The organism is Dietzia psychralcaliphila, from assembly GCF_003096095.1.
GTDB classification, from domain to species: Bacteria; Actinomycetota; Actinomycetes; order Mycobacteriales; family Mycobacteriaceae; genus Dietzia; species Dietzia psychralcaliphila.
In genome coordinates this window covers 2,968,585-2,984,778 of sequence record NZ_CP015453.1, presented here as the reverse complement: position 1 = coordinate 2,984,778, position 16,194 = coordinate 2,968,585, and the positions used below count along the sequence as shown (strand labels likewise).

13 protein-coding genes are annotated in these 16,194 nt (G+C 72.7%); 8 read left to right on the top strand and 5 right to left on the bottom strand.

Annotation, left to right across the window (positions count from 1 at the left end; translation table 11 throughout):
* Positions 1-66: 66 nt before the first annotated feature.
* From A6048_RS13750 to A6048_RS13735, 4 genes are read right to left on the bottom strand one after another with little or no spacing between them, the layout of a single operon-like run.
* The gene (locus tag A6048_RS13750) at positions 67-699 is read right to left on the bottom strand and encodes an ABC transporter ATP-binding protein (RefSeq protein ID WP_107745888.1); all 633 of its coding nucleotides are present in this window, start codon (positions 697-699) and stop codon (positions 67-69) included.
* On the bottom strand, positions 696-2,477 hold the full coding sequence (locus A6048_RS13745; protein ID WP_107745890.1) for an ATP-binding cassette domain-containing protein: 1,782 nt from the start codon (positions 2,475-2,477) through the stop codon (positions 696-698). Before A6048_RS13745 ends, A6048_RS13750 begins: the two co-directional genes overlap by 4 nt.
* The gene (locus tag A6048_RS13740) at positions 2,470-3,465 is read right to left on the bottom strand and encodes an ABC transporter permease (protein WP_244911014.1); all 996 of its coding nucleotides are present in this window, start codon (positions 3,463-3,465) and stop codon (positions 2,470-2,472) included. Before A6048_RS13740 ends, A6048_RS13745 begins: the two co-directional genes overlap by 8 nt.
* A complete protein-coding gene (locus A6048_RS13735) occupies positions 3,462-5,072 on the bottom strand; it encodes an ABC transporter substrate-binding protein (RefSeq protein ID WP_244911013.1) in 1,611 nt (536 codons plus the stop codon). Before A6048_RS13735 ends, A6048_RS13740 begins: the two co-directional genes overlap by 4 nt.
* Positions 5,073-5,227: 155 nt before the next feature.
* Here A6048_RS13735 and A6048_RS13730 point away from each other — a divergent pair, with 155 nt between their 5' ends.
* The 8 genes from A6048_RS13730 (at position 5,228) to A6048_RS13695 (ending at position 14,388) form a co-directional block, all read left to right on the top strand.
* Complete coding sequence (locus A6048_RS13730; RefSeq protein ID WP_107745896.1) at positions 5,228-5,515, top strand: ArsR/SmtB family transcription factor; 288 nt, start codon at positions 5,228-5,230, stop codon at positions 5,513-5,515.
* A gap of 101 nt (positions 5,516-5,616) precedes the next feature.
* The gene (locus A6048_RS13725; RefSeq protein ID WP_107745898.1) at positions 5,617-6,723 is read left to right on the top strand and encodes an XdhC family protein; all 1,107 of its coding nucleotides are present in this window, start codon (positions 5,617-5,619) and stop codon (positions 6,721-6,723) included.
* The gene (locus A6048_RS13720) at positions 6,720-7,394 is read left to right on the top strand and encodes a nucleotidyltransferase family protein (RefSeq protein WP_244911012.1); all 675 of its coding nucleotides are present in this window, start codon (positions 6,720-6,722) and stop codon (positions 7,392-7,394) included. The genes A6048_RS13725 and A6048_RS13720 overlap by 4 nt, the downstream gene beginning before the upstream one ends.
* Before the next feature lie 97 nt (positions 7,395-7,491).
* Positions 7,492-8,580 (top strand): isopenicillin N synthase family dioxygenase, encoded by a 1,089-nt coding sequence (locus A6048_RS13715; RefSeq protein WP_107745900.1) that lies wholly within the window; start codon positions 7,492-7,494, stop codon positions 8,578-8,580.
* Complete coding sequence (locus A6048_RS13710; RefSeq protein WP_235027506.1) at positions 8,577-10,106, top strand: DUF6986 family protein; 1,530 nt, start codon at positions 8,577-8,579, stop codon at positions 10,104-10,106. Before A6048_RS13715 ends, A6048_RS13710 begins: the two co-directional genes overlap by 4 nt.
* Positions 10,103-11,548 carry an allantoinase AllB gene (gene allB, locus A6048_RS13705; RefSeq protein WP_235027507.1) on the top strand — a complete coding sequence of 482 codons (1,446 nt, stop codon included), beginning with the start codon at positions 10,103-10,105 and terminating at the stop codon, positions 11,546-11,548. Before A6048_RS13710 ends, allB begins: the two co-directional genes overlap by 4 nt.
* A complete protein-coding gene (alc, locus tag A6048_RS13700; RefSeq protein ID WP_107745902.1) occupies positions 11,545-12,639 on the top strand; it encodes an allantoicase in 1,095 nt (364 codons plus the stop codon). Before allB ends, alc begins: the two co-directional genes overlap by 4 nt.
* A 198-nt stretch (positions 12,640-12,837) precedes the next feature.
* On the top strand, positions 12,838-14,388 hold the full coding sequence (locus A6048_RS13695) for an NAD(P)-binding domain-containing protein (protein WP_107745904.1): 1,551 nt from the start codon (positions 12,838-12,840) through the stop codon (positions 14,386-14,388).
* Between the two features lie 23 nt (positions 14,389-14,411).
* On the opposite strand, the gene A6048_RS13690 is transcribed toward A6048_RS13695, so the two are convergent.
* Complete coding sequence (locus tag A6048_RS13690; protein ID WP_107745906.1) at positions 14,412-16,049, bottom strand: HNH endonuclease signature motif containing protein; 1,638 nt, start codon at positions 16,047-16,049, stop codon at positions 14,412-14,414.
* Positions 16,050-16,194 lie beyond the last annotated feature (145 nt).

The window sequence follows — 16,194 nt, the reverse complement described above, 5'->3', positions numbered from 1 at the left end:
AGGATTGTGCGCCTGTGAGCCGTGGTTGTCGAGAGGCGGCCGGGTCGCAGTTCCGTCTCGGTGTCGTCACGGCACGTGGGCCCCCGGCGCCACCACCTCGTCGGCCCAGCTCTCGGCCAACCGCAGATCGTGGGTGATCGCCAGGACGCCCAGCCCGCCATCGGCACGCCGGCGCAGTGTGCGGGCGATCGCGGCCGTGCTCAACGGATCCAGGTGAGCGGTGGCCTCGTCGGCGATCAGGAAGCGGGGCCCCTGCGCCAGTGCGCGGGCCACGCATGCGCGTTGGAGCTGTCCGCCCGAGACCTCCGCGGGGCGGCGGTCCAGCAGCACCGGGTCCAGACCGACCTCCTCGGCCAGGGCGTCCGGGTCCACGGGGATGCCGCGCAGCGACGCCGGCAGGGTAATGGCACGGCGCAGCGTCAGGTGCGGGTCGGAGGCGGCCCGCGGATCCTGGTCCAGCAGAGCGGTGTGGCCGGGCAGGCGACCTCGGCGACGGCGCACGCGCACACCCCCCGCGGTCACCGAGCCGGAGTGCGGCTCGAGTAGTCCTGCCAGCAGGTGCGCGACCGTCGTCTTGCCACAACCGGAGGGACCGACGAGAGCGGTGATCTGTCCTGGTCGAACGGTCAGGTCGGTCGGCGCGAGTGTGAATCCGCCGCCGGGACGACAGTAGGTGACCTGGTCGGCGACGAGTGTCATGACGACGACGACACCACCGCTGCGTCAAGGACTGCTGTGTCGAGGACCGCCGTGTAGCCGAAGGCCCCGGGCGACTCGGTGTGCAGCGCGGCGGCCAGGAGCTCACGGGTGTACGGACTATCGGGGTCGCCGAGCAACCGTGAGGCGGGGCCGAGGTCGCAGAGTCGGCCGAGCCGGAGCACGGCCACCTCATCGGCGGTGTCCGCGGACGCCAGGGTGGCCAGATCGTGGGTGATCACCATGACGCCGAGACCGCGCTCGTCGGCCAGGCGGCGCAGCAGCCGCAGGGTGGCCAGGGCGGGCCCAGCGTCCAGCCCGGCGGTCGGTTCGTCCGCCACGAGCACCGCCGGCCCGGTGGCCAACGCGGCCGCGATCGCCGCGCGCCGCAGTTGCCCGCCCGACAGTTGATGCGGATAACGGTCCGCCAGAGCCGGGTCGAGGCCCACCTCGAGGCACGAATCGGATACCGAACGGCGGGCATCCGGGACCCGGCCGGCCGCGGCGAGCGCTTCTGCGAGTTGCCTGCTCACATGCCGAGTGGGCGTGAACGCGGCGGCTGCCGACTGAGGAACGTGGCCCACAGTTCCGCGCAGCACCACCCGGCCGCGTACCTGTGCCCCGGGAGGGAGCAGTCCGCAGCAGGCGTCGGCGAGCGTCGACTTCCCTGCCCCTGACTCACCGACCACGGCCAGGACCCGTCCCGGCAGAACCCGCAGGGTGAGGTCGTCCAGGATGCGGGCCGGGTCTCCGTCCGGGCCGGGAAGCGACACCGTCAGCCCGACGATGTCCAGCGCCGGGGTAGACGGAAGAGGGGGAGACGGCATCGCCTCGGGGGAGGGGCCGGCCTCGCCGTCGTCGTGAATCTGTAGCGCGGATCCCCCACGACCCCCACGACCCCCACGACCCCGGCGCCGCCCCGCGGGGGCGAGAAGCGCCACCGCCACGGTCACCACGATCAGTGCGGCGGCGGGGAAGGCCAGCGCCCACCAGCGGCCCAGCAACAGATCCGCGCGGGACAGGGCGATGAGCGTGCCCAGGCTCGCCTCCTCGGGCGGCAGTCCTATGCCCAGGAACGACAGGGTGGACTCGTGCCACACGGCGTGGGGGAGCATCACCACCACCGCCAGCCCGGCCTGCCCGGCGACGGCCGGGAGCACGTGGTGGCGCACCAGCCTTGAGGGCGAGGCCCCGGCCACGCGGGAGGCGGCCACGTAGCCGGAGGCCATGACCTTCTGAGTCTCGGCGCGCACGATCCGCGCCACCGGGGGCCAGTGCGTCAGCGCCAGGGCCAGCACCAACGCGGTGATCGACCCCCGGAACAGCGCCACCACCACGACCGTCGCCAGCAGGTGGGGCACCGCGGCCACGGCGTCGGTCAGGCGCATGAGCAGCGCGTCGACCCGCGCACCGCCCGCGGAGGCGGCGGCGCCCACGGCCACCCCGATCGCCGTGGCCGCCACGGCCGAACCAGCGGCCACGGCCAGGGAGACCTGCAGCGCCTGCGCCACGCGCACGGAGGTGTCGTGGCCAAGGGTGTCGGTGCCCATGAGGTGTGGCCAGCTCGGAGCCAGCCCGGTGCGCAGATAGTCCGTGGCCGCCCACCCCGCTGGGGCGAGCAGCGGCCAGGAGACCGCGTACGCGACGACCAGTGCCAGGAGCACCACCGCGAGGATGCGACGGGGGGCCAGGTGGCGCCGGGGAGTCAGGTGGTGGCGGGGGGCCTGGCGGGTGGCCTGGCGCCGAGGGGCCGGGCGTCGGGGGGCCGGATGCTCACGCATCGATCCGCACCCGCGGGTCGGCCAGCAGGAGCAGGCAATCGGCGAGCCAGGTGCCCACCAGGACGGTCGCCGAGGCGCCCAGGGTGACGGCGGCCAGCAGCGCGAAGTCGGCTTCGAGCGCGGCGTCCACGGTCGCTGCGGCGAGGCCGGGCCAGGCAAAGACGCTCTCCACGACCAGCGACCCCGCGATGAGTTCGGGCAGCCTCGCGCCCAGCAACGCGATGAGGGGCGTCCACGACACGGCCGCGATGTGCCCGGTGAGCACCGTGTGCTCGTTCAGCCCCCGGGCGCGGGCCTCGGCCACGGGGGCAGAGGCCTCGGCGTCGAGGACCGCGCGGCGCAGGGCCAGCAGCATCCACGGGACCTGCCCGGCGGCCAGCGCCACCGCGGGCAACACCAGATGGCGGGCGATGGTGGCGACCGTGGGGTCCTGCCCGGGCGGGGCCGCCCCGGTGACGGGCAGCCACCCCAGCGTCACCGCGAACACCGCGACCGAGCCCATGGCCAGCACGAACGGGGGCACCGCGCTGAGCGCCACGGCCATCGCGGCCAGGGCCCGGTCCAACGCACCGTGCGGGTGGCGGGCGGCGGCGACTCCGGCCAGCAGCGTGATCGCCAGAGCCAGGGCGAGCGCGGTGACCGAGAGCAGGACCGTCCACGGCAGCCGCTCCATCAGGACTTCCACCACCGGCTGCCGGTAGGTGTGGGAGAACCCGGCGTCACCCGTGGCCAGTCCGGCGACCCAGCCCCACCACGCCTGACACCACGTCAGGTCCGTCCCCAGTGCGGCGGCGGCTGCGGCCCGGTCGGCCCCGGTGGTGCGCTCGTATCCCGAGCCGAAGTGGGCGGCCAACGGGTTGAGCGGGGACGCCGCGGCCAGCACGAACGCGCCGATGGTCACCGCGAGCAGGACCAGCGGCGCCGCCGCGGCGCGGCGGGCCGTGAGGCGGACCAGGTCGGCGCGGCGTTCGCGCAGTCGGCGGGTCACCGGGCGCGGGTCCACTCGGCCAGCGACCACCACGGGCCCCATGTCACTCCGTGCGCGTGCGGCTCAAGGATCGGTGCGGGCCGGGTGTGGCCGGTGTCGCGCAGGACGTAGGTGTGGTCGAGCGTGGCCAGGAAGACGTGGCCGGGAGCGTCGTCGTAGGCCCTCTGTGCTGCGCGGTAGAGCTCGGTCCGCTGGCTCGCGTCGGCGGTGGTGCGGGCGGCGTCCAGGGCCGCGTCCACCCGGGGATCGCGGTAGTCCCCGGGGTTGTCCAGCGGCCCGGATGCTGCGGTGCGCGAATGCAGGGTCCGGTGGGCCTGGGTGTCCACGGTGTAGGGGTTGTCGCCGCCGCCCAGCAGGATCGCCACCTCGCCGATGCGGTTCTCGATCTGGTCCCAGCTGCCTCCCCACACCGTCACCGCCACGCCGAGCTCGCGCATCTGGTCGGCGAACGCCGAGGCCAGCTCGCGGCGGACCGGGTCGGCGGCCGGGTAGGCCAGCGTGAACTCGGCGCGAGCACCGTTCCGGGTCAGGACACCGTCTGCGCCGGGCCGCCATCCTGCCTCGCGCAGGAGGTCGGTGGCCTCGTTGATCCGCTCATCGGCGGACCGGTTCTCGGTGAACGGCGAGGGCTCGTACTCCGGGTAGGCGTCGGTGATCGGGGACGCCACCGGCCGACCGTGCCCGGACAGGACGCGGTCGACCAGACCGTCACGGTCCACGGCGAGGTTGAGCGCCAGCCGGGCCGCGGGGTCGACGGCGAAGGGATGCGACATGGGCAACGCCACCGCACGCCAGTCGGCCGAGGCCACCGAGACCAGATCGAGGCCGCCGCGTCCGGCAAGGCCCTCGGCGAGCCGAGGTGGCAGCGCGGCGCCGTCGACCTCGCCGGCCAGCAACATCTGCGCGCGGGCATCGGCGTCCGGTACCGACCGCAGCACCACGCGGGTGACCTCGGGCGGGCCGTCGCGGTGGTCGGGGTCGGCCTCGAGCACTGCCTCGCCGGCGGTGAGGCGGGCCAGCCGGTACGGGCCGGTGCCGACGGGCGCGGAGTTGAGCGCCGACGCCGACGCCGGCCCCGGGGGCAGCGCCTCCGAGGGCGCGATGCCCAGCAGCAGTCGGGCCGGCATCCCCGGGTCGGGCGCGTGGAGGTGGAACCGCACGGTGAGCGGGTCCGGGGTGTCCACGCGCGCGATCGGGGCGTAGTCCGAGGCGATGGGCGAGGCGGAACGCGGGTCGGTAACCGCGCGATAGGTGGCGGCCACGTCGCCGGAATCCAGGAGGGAGCCGTCGTGGAAGCGCACCTGCTCGCGCAGCCGGACCGTCCACGTGAGCCCGTCCGCACTGACCTCCGGCTCCTGCGCGGCCAGGGCGGGTTCGAGCCGGGGCAACGTGGAGTCGTCGGCGGCGGCCGGGCGCAATAGTCCCTCGTACAGCGGGGTGACGCCGGTCGATCCGTAGCCGGAGATGGGGTTGAACTCGCCGGGGTCACCGGCGTCGGCCAGCACAATCTGGTCGGTGCTGTTCGCCGCCGGAGCCGGGGTCGCGCAGCCCGAGGTGGCGAGGGCCAACGCGAGGCCAATGCAGACGGCGGCGTACAACGGTCTCAAGAACCCACTCCTGCCCGGGTAGGGTACGTGTCCGGCCGGACACATAATTCGTGGAGCGTAGCGAGCAGATGTGTCGCTGCTGTTACGCAAGGCAGCTATGGGCTACACCTGTTGTTAAGCCTGTTGTCTAGCCTGGTGTTGACCAAGGGGGAGCGATGGACCTGGCCGACTGGGCCGAGCGCTTCGAGCTGCTCGGCGACCCCACCCGCCTGGGGCTCCTCGCGCACATGCACCACGTCGGTCCCGGGGTCGCGACCGTCTCCGATCTGGCCGAGGCCGCCGGGATCACCCGCAACGCCGCATCCCAGGCGCTGCGGATCCTCCGGGACAAGGGCTGGGTCCGATCGGCCCGCGACGCCGACGACGGCAGGGTGGTCCGCTACTCGCTCGCCGACGACACCGTCCACCGCATCCTGCATCTGATGGGCGCCCGCCACCACTGAAAGCGGGGACGCGCGCGTCGGGCGGGACCGGCCGAGCACGCGTAACGGGCCGCGCTATCCAGCGAAACATCGGCGCAATCTCACCCCGCCACGATGTGCCCATGGAGACCGTCGCCGAGAGCGTGAGCCGGTGGCGCGCCGAGGGGACCCCCTGCGCGCTCGCCCGCGTCGTGGACACCGGGGGCTCGGCTCCCTTGGCGGCCGGCACCGCGATGGCCGTGTCCGCGACCGGCGAGGTGATCGGCGGCGTGTCCGGCGGCTGCGTGGACGGGGCGGTGTACACGCTGTGTCTGGAGGTCATGGCGGACGGACGGCCGGTCACCGCGGTCTTCGGCCCCGACGGCGACGAGCTGCTGGCGATCGGCCCGACCTGCGGCGGGAGCCTGGAAGTCCTCGTCGAACCCGTCGCCCCCTACGGTCGGCACCCCGTCGACCGCGTCACCGCCGCCGTGCGCGAGGGCCGGCCCGTGGTTGCGGTCACCGTTCTTGACGGCCCGCGAGCCGGGGAGTGGGCAGTACTGGTGGGGTATGACGACGACGAGGACCCGCAGCCACACGGTCGGCAACCCGGTGAGCACCACGGTGAGCCACCCGGAGACCTTTACAGCGGTCCGGTCCGCGCCCGCGCAGCCAAGATGCTGGGTCGGCCCGGGACGGCGGTCGTGGAGAGCCCCGTCGGCCGCGTGTTCGTGCAGTCCCTGGCCCCGCCACGACTGCTGGTGTTCGGCGCCACCGCGTTCGCCGAGGCCCTGGTGCGGATCGGGGCCCTGCTCGGATACCGGGTGACCGTGTGCGATGCCCGACCCGTCTTTGCCGGGCCCGGGCGGTTCCCCGCCGCGGCCGAGGTGGTGCGGTGTTGGCCGCACGAGTTCCTGCGGCGGACCCGAGTGGGCCCGAGCACCGCGATCTGCGTCCTCACCCACGACCCCCGGTTCGACATTCCGCTGCTCACCGAGGCCCTGCGCACCGACGCCGGGTACATCGGCGCGATGGGCAGCAGGCGCACCCACACCGAGCGACTGACGAAGCTCCGCGAGGCGGGCGTGGGGGAGTCCGAGTTGGCACGACTCCGCTCGCCGATCGGGCTGGACCTCGGCGCCCGCACCGCCGCAGAGACGGCCGTGTCGATCGCCGCGGAGCTCGTCGCCCACCACCGCGGCGGGACGGGCGCGCCCCTGACCGGCCTCGACATGGCCATCCACCGGTGACGGCCGTGTCGGCAGCCGCGGACAGCGCACGGCCCGCGGCGGTGGGACTCGTGTTGGCGGCCGGAGCGGGGCGGCGCTTCGGCGGGCCCAAGGCGCTGGTCGAGTACCGGGGAGTGCGCCTGGTCGACCGCACCGTGAGGCTGCTGCGTGAGGGCGGGTGTGACCTCGTCGTCGTCGTCACCGGGGCCGCCCCTCTCGAGGTGGCAGGCGCGCGGGTGGTGCACAACGAGGGGTGGGACTCGGGGATGGGGTCCTCGCTGCGGGTCGGGCTGGAGGCGGTGGCCGGGCGGGACGTGGTGGTGGTGCCGGTGGACATGCCGTGGCTCGGCGCGGGCGCGGTGCGGCGGGTGCGCGAGGCGGGATCGGGCGACGGTGCCCGCGACGGGGCCGGTGCCGGCGACGGGGCTGACCTGGCGGTAGCCACCTACGGCGGGCGGTGGGGCCATCCCGTGCTGCTCGGCGGGCGGCACCACCCCGGGGTGATCGCGTCGGCGGTCGGTGACGTCGGCGCCCGCCGATACCTGCGCGCGCACTCCGCGTCAGTGGTCGAGGTGCCGTGCGACGACACCGGGTCCCCGCGCGACGTGGACGTGCCGGGGGATCTCGAGGCTCCCGCGGCCCGTAACACCGGCGACACACGGGGTTTCCGCCCGGTAATCGGGCGCGGATAGAACAAGGTCATCGGCGCGGCCACCCCTCGCGGGCAGGCCGCGCCCCGGTACGCCGGCCCCCGTCACCTCGGCCGGCACCCCAGCCCCGGGAGCGGACATGACCACACCACCAGCGACCAGCGCGCCGACCGGATTCAGCGTCCCGGTGATCGACCTGACGCCCTACACCGCCGGCGGCGACCCTTCCCGAGACGACCCTGCCGCCCGCCAGCGCGTCGCCCGCGAGATCGATGCGGCGTGCTCCTCCATCGGGTTTATGCAGATCGTCGGGCACGGCATCGACGACGCGGTGATCGACGGGCTGGCCGCCGCGATCGACGACTTCTTCGCGCTGCCGCCCGAGACCAAGAACGGCTACCGCGTGGCCGGCGCCAACCGCGGGTACAGCCCGCCGAAGAGCGAGACGCTCAGCCTGAGCCTGGGGGTCGAATCCGCCGGGCGGATGAACGACTTCTTCGAGGCCTTCAACGTGGGCGTCGAGGCGCGCTCCTTCCCGGATCTGGCACTGGACGAGGCCGACTACGGGATCAACGTATGGCCGCACTGCCGCGACTTCCGGGCCCGGGTGGACGCCTACTCCGCCGAGGCCTCGCGGGTCGCGCGGACCCTCACCCGGGCCTTCGCCGACGCGCTCGGTGTGCCGGCCGAGGTGTTCACCGGGATCACCGGTCATTCGATCGACGTGCTGCGGATGAACAACTACGCCCTGCCCCCGGGACCGGTCGCTCTCGACGGCGACCTCACCGGGATGGGCGAACACACCGACTTCGGCCTGGTCACCGTGCTGTGGGCCGACCGCGTGGCGGGCCTGCAGGTCCTGTCCACGGAGGGGGTGTGGCACGACGTCCACCCGGTCGAGGGTGGACTGTTGGTCAACCTCGGGGACCTGACCGCACGTCTGACCGGCGACCGTTGGATGTCCACGCTCCACCGGGTCAAGCCCCCGATCGTCGACGGCGGGATCGTGCGCCGACGCTCCGCGGCGTTCTTCCACGACGGCGACGTGGACGCGATCGTCGCCACACTGCCGGACCTGCCCGGCGCCGATCCAACCGCATACGAGCCGATCACCGTGCGCGACCACATCGCCGCCAAACTCGCCGGCTCCCGTCAGGGCCGGGCCAACACCGGGGCCGTCCGCGAGGCCGCGCGCGTCCTGGCGGCAGCGCAGCAGGAACGCCGGTGAGCACAGGACTGGACGGCCCCGCCGACGCGCTGTCGGACGCACTAGCTGACTCCCTTTCCGTCGCGCTGGCCGCCGATCTGGCCGCGGCCGACGCCGATCTCGCCGAGCGGTTCCCCGGCCCACCCGTCACCCGCCACCCCGTCCACACCCTGTATCTGCCGGCCGAGCGCGTCCACGCCGGCGTGGTGGCCGAGGTGGGTGCGGCCGCGCTCGAGGCGTTCGACGCCCACCTGCCGGACGCCGCCGCGTTGGTGACTGTGTTCGGGGACGTGCTGTCAGGGGGACCAGGCATTGGGGGCGACGACGACGAGGCGCGCACCCACTCCGAGGCCGCAGCCCTCCATGCGCTCGTGAGGGGCAAACTCGAGCGGGAACCCGTCGAGGACCTGCGCATCGACTTCGAGGACGGTTTCACCCAGCGCGGCGTGCCCGCCGGTGACCTCGACCGCGACGAGGACGCGCACGTGGATCGGGTGCTGGCAGACCTGCTGACTTTGCACGCAGCGGCGGCGGGGCGGGGGCCGACCTCGTCGTCGTCGCTGTCGTCGTCGCTCCCTCCGTTCTGGGGGCTTCGGTTCGGTTCCCTCGACCCGGCCACCCGCCGGCGGGGGATCCGCACCTTCACGCGGTTCGTCAGCGGGCTCGCGGCGGGGGGCGGGGTGCCCGGCAGCGTGCCCGGCGGCCTACCCGGCAGCGTGCACGGGGACGTGCTGAGCCACTTTCGGCCGACCCTGCCCAAGGTCACCTCGGTGGACCAGGTGCGCGCCATGGTCCGGATGTGCCGCGATCTCGAGCAGACCTGCGGGCTGGCCGAGCGGAGCATCGGGTTCGAGATCCAGATCGAGACCCCGCAGTCGATCTGCGGGCCCGACGGATCCGCCCTGGTGGGACGGCTGGTGCACGCCTCCGATCGACGCTGCATCGGGCTGCACTACGGCACCTACGACTACTCGGCCGCCTGCGGGATCGCCGCCGAGTACCAGGCGATGGACCACCCGGCCGCCGACCACGCCAAGTCCGTCATGCAGGTCGCCGCCGCCGGGACCGGGGTGGCGCTCTCGGACGGCTCCACCAACCGGCTGCCCGTCGGCGACCGGGCGGATGTGTACGAGGCGTGGCGTCTGCACGCGCGGCTGGTCGACCGTTCCCTGCGCCGGGGTTTCTACCAGGGCTGGGACCTGCATCCCGCGCAGCTGGTCTCCCGGTACGTGGCCACCTACGCGTTCTACCGGCGCTCGCTCCCCGCGGCCTGCGCCCGGATCGCCGCCTACCTCGGCACCACTCCCTCAGGAGCCCAGGTGGCGGCCGGATACCTCGACGAACCGGCCACCGCCCGCGCACTGGCCGATTTCTGCTTGCGCGCGCTGGACTGCGGGGCCACCACTGCCGGGGAGGTGGCCCAGCTGGCCGGCGTCGACAGGGCCACGCTCGACCGGCTCCGGCGCCCGGGCACCGGACAGGGCTGCAACGACGACCAGGCCCACCACTGCGAGCACGTCCCCGACAGCGCGGAGACCACGGCATGAGTGCACGCGGTGTCCCCGAGATCGTCTTCCGCGCGCACCGGGCAGTGGTCGGCTCTGAGATCGTGCCGGCCACCGTGACGGTCTCCGGCGGGATCATCCTGGCCGTCGAGACCGGACCCGCTGCCCCGACCTCCCCGACGCCGGCCGGTACGGACGTCGTGGATCTGGGTGACGACGTGGTGCTGCTGCCCGGCCTGGTGGACACCCACGTGCACGTCAACGAGCCCGGCCGCACCGACTGGGAGGGGTTCGTCAGCGCCACCCGAGCTGCCGCGTGCGGCGGCGTGACCACCCTGATCGACATGCCTCTCAACTCCAGCCCGGTGACCACCAGTCCCGCCGCGCTCGACGCCAAGCTGGCCAGCGCGGCGGGGAAACTTCACGTGGACGCCGGTTTCTGGGGTGGAGCTGTCCCCGAGAACCTCGGCCGGCTGCGCGAGCTGTGGGACCGCGGGGTGTTCGGGTTCAAGTGCTTCCTGCTGCACTCGGGGATAGACGAGTTCCCGCCGCTGGACCCGGCCCAGATGCTGGCGGCGATGACCGAGATCGCCGGTTTCGGCGGGCTGCTCATCGTGCACGCCGAGGACGCCGGCACCATCGACGCGCAGCCGCCGCCCGACGGGCCGGACTACGCCGGATTCCTGGACTCACGCCCGGTCTCCGCAGAGGTCCGCGCGGTGGCTCAGGTCATCGATGGCGTCCGCCGCACCGGGTGCCGGACCCACATCCTGCACCTGTCAGCCGCCGACGCCCTGCCGCTGATCCGGGAGGCCAAGGCGGAGGGCCTGCCCCTGACGGTGGAGACGTGCCCGCACTATCTGTCGCTGTTCTCCGAGGAGATCCAACCCGGCGCCACCCACTACAAGTGCTGCCCCCCGATCCGCGAGGCGGGAAACCGCGAGCGGCTGTGGGAGGGGCTGCGCGACGGGACCATCGACCTGGTGGTCTCCGACCACTCGCCGTGCGTGCCCGAACTCAAGCGGTTCGACACCGGAGATTTCGGCCAGGCGTGGGGCGGAATCGCCTCCGTGCAGCTGGGCCTGCCGATCATCTGGTCGGAGGCACGGCTGCGCGGAATGGGTTTGCCCGACGTCGTCCGGTGGATGTCCTCTGGCCCCGCAGAGTTCGCCGGGCTGACCGACCGCGGAGCGATCCGCCCCGGAGCCCGCGCCGATCTGGTGGTCCTTGCCCCCGACGAGGCGTTCGTGGTCCTGCCCGAGCGGCTGCAGCACAAGAACCCCGTCACCGCTTATGCCGAGCGGGCACTCGGCGGCGTGGTGCGCGAGGTCTACCTCGCCGGCCAGCGCATCGACCTCCACGACCCCGCCGCGGGCGCGGCCGTCTTCCGACCGGCGTCAGCTGTCACGCCAACCACCCAGCCCGCCACCCTGCCCGCCTGGGCCGACGCGCTCTCGCCCTCTCGAACGGAGACCCTCGGATGACCGAGCCCGACTTCCTCTCGCTGCCCGACCTCGCCTCCCGCGCGTTGGCCGGCAGCGTCGTGTACGCCGACGACGAGTTCTTCGCCGAGAAGGAGAATCTGATCCTGCCCGCCGAGCCGGCGTTCGACCCGGCCCTGTTCGGCCACAAGGGCAAGGTCTACGACGGCTGGGAGACCCGCCGGCGGCGCACGCCCGGTGAGGATGCGGCGATCGTCCGCCTCGGGGTGCCGGGCGTGGTGCGCGGGGTGGTGGTGGACACGGCCTTCTTCCGCGGCAACTTCCCCTCGCAGGTCGCGGTGGACGGGGCGTGGATCGACGGCTACCCGGACGTCGATGAACTCTCGGGTGCCCACTGGTGGCCGCTGGTGCCGGAATCCGCCGCGGAGGGGGACCACCGCAACCACTTCGCGGTGGCCGATTCCGTGCCGGTGACGCATGTGCGGCTACGGATGATCCCCGACGGCGGTGTCGCGCGCCTGCGAGTCCACGGTGAGCCGACTCCCGACCCGACGTTCCTGCGCGGGACCGTCGACCTGGCGGCCGCCGAGAACGGTGGGCAGGTGGTCGACTGCTCGGACCTGTTCTACTCCTCGCCGGCCAACATCATCGCCCCCGGCCGATCCCGCGTCATGGGGGAGGGCTGGGAGAACGCTCGGCGTCGCGAGGGGGGCAACGACCACGTGACCGTGGCCCTCGCGGGACCAGGGACGATCGACCACGTGGAGATCGACACCTCTTACTACATCGGTAACGCCCCGGGGTCGGCGTCACTTCGTGGGATCACCCGCGCGGAGGACCTCGGACACCCCGACCGGTGGGTGGAGCTCGTTCCGCGGACGCCACTGCAACCGGACTGCCGACACCGTTTCCTCGTGGGACCGGAACCGGGACCGGGTGCAGGGCCAGGGACGGGGACCGGCGCAGAGACGGGGACGGTCGCGGCGGAGCCTGTGCGGTTCGTCCGGATCGACGTGTTCCCGGACGGTGGTATCGCCCGCCTGCGCGTCCACGGCAAGCTGAGTACTGAGGCCCTCGATCAGCTCGCCGCACGGATCGCCGCGGCCCGGCACACCGGGCTCATGCACTCGTAACACGGCCGAAAAACCACGGTGCCAGACTCGGGATCGACACCACGATGGTGCGGTCGGCCCCGCCGATCCGGCCGCCGCGTCCCACGGCGCGGCGGCCGAGTCATCAGTCAGGCATCGCCGTGGTGTCCGCCCGGGCACAGGACCCGGGTGGGCCCGGGACATCGATCCGGGCCCGCTGAACCCAGGAGCTCCTCCGCCATGACCGCCGTGACCTCCGATCCCGTTTCTCCTGATCCCGTGTCTCCTGACCCCGCGGCGGAGGTCCAGACCTCCCGCCGCCTCTCCGACGCCGGCGCTCGCCTGGCGACACTCCGGGCCCGTGTGCACGAGGACATCGCCACCACCAGCCACGCCCGTGACTGGATCCCCCGCGCGCCCGGGTCCACTGAGCTCGACGTCCTGGTGATCGGCGGCGGGCAGGCAGGCCTGGGCACAGCGTTCGCGCTGCAGCGCCAACGGATCGACCGCGTCCTGGTGGTGGACGACGGCCCGGAGCATGAGGTGGGCTGCTGGGATCGCTATGCCCGCATGCACACCCTGCGCAGCCCCAAACACATGAGGGGGATCGAGTTCGACGTTCCCTCCCTGCACGTCCGCCGCTGGTTCGAGGCCGTCTACGGAGAGGCCGCCTGGGCCGCGGTGGAGCTCGTTCCCCGCCTGGACTGGAACGACTACCTGCGCTGGTACCGGGAGGTCACAGGGGTCCCCGTTCAGCACCTGACGCGGGTCACCGCGATTCACCGTCCCACCACCCCGGACGGGCCGTTCTCCGTGGAGCTGTGCGGTCCGGATGGCCGGGAGACCACGCTGACAGCCAGGCGCATCGTCTGTGCGCTCGGGCTCGCGGGCGGAGGCGGGGTGCGCGTGCCGGAGTTCCTCTCCTCGTCGTTGCCCCGCGAGCGCTGGTTCCACACGGAGGACCCGATCGACTTCACCGCGCTGCGGGGCCTGCGGGTGGCGGTGCTGGGCGGCGGCGCCTCCGGATTCGACAACGCGGCCACCGCGCTGGACCACGGCGCCGTCCGGGCCCACGTGTTCGTACGACGCGCAACGGTCCCGGCCTCCAACCCGCTGCGGTGGATGGAGTTCCCGGGCATGCAGGAACGCTTCTACGACCTCGACGATCAGAGCAAGTGGGACTTCGGCGTGATGTCCGGGGGCCTTCCCCAACCGCCCACACAGCACGCGGTGTGGCGGTGCTTCACCCACTCCGGTTTCGCCCTGCACACCGGCTGTGGGTGGAATTCGGCCTCGATGGTCCACGCCGACACCGGTGGGCAGGAGATCGCGATCGACACCACCAGAGGTCGGTTCCACGCGGACGTTGTGCTGGCCGCGACCGGTTATCAGGTGGATCTGGGGATGCGTCCGGAGCTCGCCGAGTTCGTCGACGACATCGCACTGTGGTCCGACCGCCACTCTCCCGCGGTCGACCACCCGGCCGGACGCAGCCCGTACCTGGGCCCGGGTTTTGAGTTCACCGAGCGCGACCCGGGCACCGCCCCGTGGCTGGCCCGGCTGCACCACTTCTCGACCGGTGCCCGCGCGTCGATGGGGGTGACCGGGCACCAGCTCTCGGGGATCTACGGTGGGATCGGGCGGATCGCGTCGACGATCACCACCGGGATCACCCGCGAGAACTGGGGCCGGCTCGCCCGGGACTTCGCGTCGTTCGAGCACATCGAGGTCGGGTCCATCGGTCCACACAACAGCTCCGACGGGTGGTACCCGACGCGTTCGCGCTTCTGACGTCGCCGGTCGCGCGCATCTCATCAGAACGGCGGCTCGTCGTCCGACGCCGGAGACGACGATGTCTGCGGGGCACTCGGTCCGGTCCGCTCGGTCTGTCGCCGCAGTCGCGCCTGCGCACGAAGCTTCTGACGTTCTGCTTCGCGACGGTGACGCAGGTGGGGTCGCCTCCGGGACTCGGCTGAACCGCTGCCGGTCTCGCCAGCCTCGGCCGCCTCCCGCTGGCGACTGCTCGCCTCGGGGTGTTGCGGTGCCGCGTGGCCGGCGAGCGGCCCACTGGGAAAGGTCCAGATGCGGGTTCCGGGGTCCCTGTCCGGGTGATTGGGACCGTGGAGCCATACGTACGAACCGTCGGTGTCCCGGTAGTAGGCCCACACACCGTCGGTCTTGAGTCGATGGTGGAAACGACAGAGACTGCCGAGGTCGTCGCACGTCGTGTGCCCGCCCCGGTCAGGGTGATCATGGTCGAAGGGGATGATGTGGTCGAGGTCGGCCTTCTCCGCGGATGTCTGGCAGCCGGGGAACACACACGTCCCATCGCGTCCCCGGCAGAAGCGAGACACCGCCTCCGAAGGGGCGTGGCGCCGGGCTGCGGTGGTGTCCGGGTCGGCGAGTTCGGAGAGCGAGTCGATCCTCAGCCTGGCGCTTCGCTGCAGTTCTTCCGCGGTGTGACCGGTGATCGGCCCGTACCCGGCGAGAGTGAGGCCGCGGTTGTCCGGGGTGCCGTCGTCATAGGCATGGATGACCACCCGGCGGGCGGAGGACCGGGCCTCCGGGTCGGTGGGGTGTTCCCCGTCCGGATCCGGCAGGCTGGTCCAGCCGCGGCTCAGGGCGAGAAGCCCGGCTGCGCGGAGTTGGCCCAGGGGGCGCGGGTCGTCCGGTGAGGCGGTGCGGGCGAAGGCCTCGATGCGGTCGGCGATCTCCAGGGCGTCCTCGGCGGTGAGCGTGGCGGTGATGATGGCCCGGTCGTCCTGGAGGGGCACCAGCTCCACGTCCTGGTCGCGACGCGCCTGCTGGGCACGGGCGTCGGCGCCGACGGGATCGCAGGCCGCGATGGTCTTGGTGAGCATCTTGCGCAGCGGCCCGAGCCTGGGTGGGTGGGTCCTACGCCTAGTGGGGGCCAGCCCGTCGCTGATCTGCCGGTCGAGTTCAGGCATCAGGTGATCAGCCACCAGGGCTGTCTCCTCGGCGATGGTGTGGGCGGCGAGGATGCCTATCCACCCGGTCGCCAGAAGGGCAGCCGTACGTGGAAGACGTTCGGTCAGTTCGACCGCGGTGGTCACCAGCCGGGATGCGCCGGGGCGGGAGAGTGCCATGGAGGCGCTGATCATGGTGGCGGCGGTTTCCCACGGATCACGATGGCGGTCGTGCTCGGTGGCAAAACGATCGGTGGCGGAACGATCTGTGGCGTAACGATCTGTGGCGTAACGATCTGTGGCGGAACGGACACAGTCGTAGGCATAGGCCAGCGTGCGTCCCTCGGCCGCGTAGATCGTTCGCTGGGCGAGGTAGCCGCGTTGTTGGCCGGGGTCCCACCGGGCGAACGCGTCGGGAACCAGTACGGGGAGGGCGGGTCCCGACGACGTGGTGAATCCGGGCGGCGGGATGGGTGCCTCGGGTGCGTCGACGTTGTCAGAAATGGGGCGCTGTGTCGAGGTCATGAGTCGATCGTATGTTCGAACTACGACACGGTGGGGGTGCGCCGATCCCGTGGTCCTGATCTGCGGTGCCCTGCGCACCCTCTGCAGGGCGCCGCAGGTCGGCCGGGTGCCTGGCCGTGATTCGACCCGGAAAGCACCTCTGCTG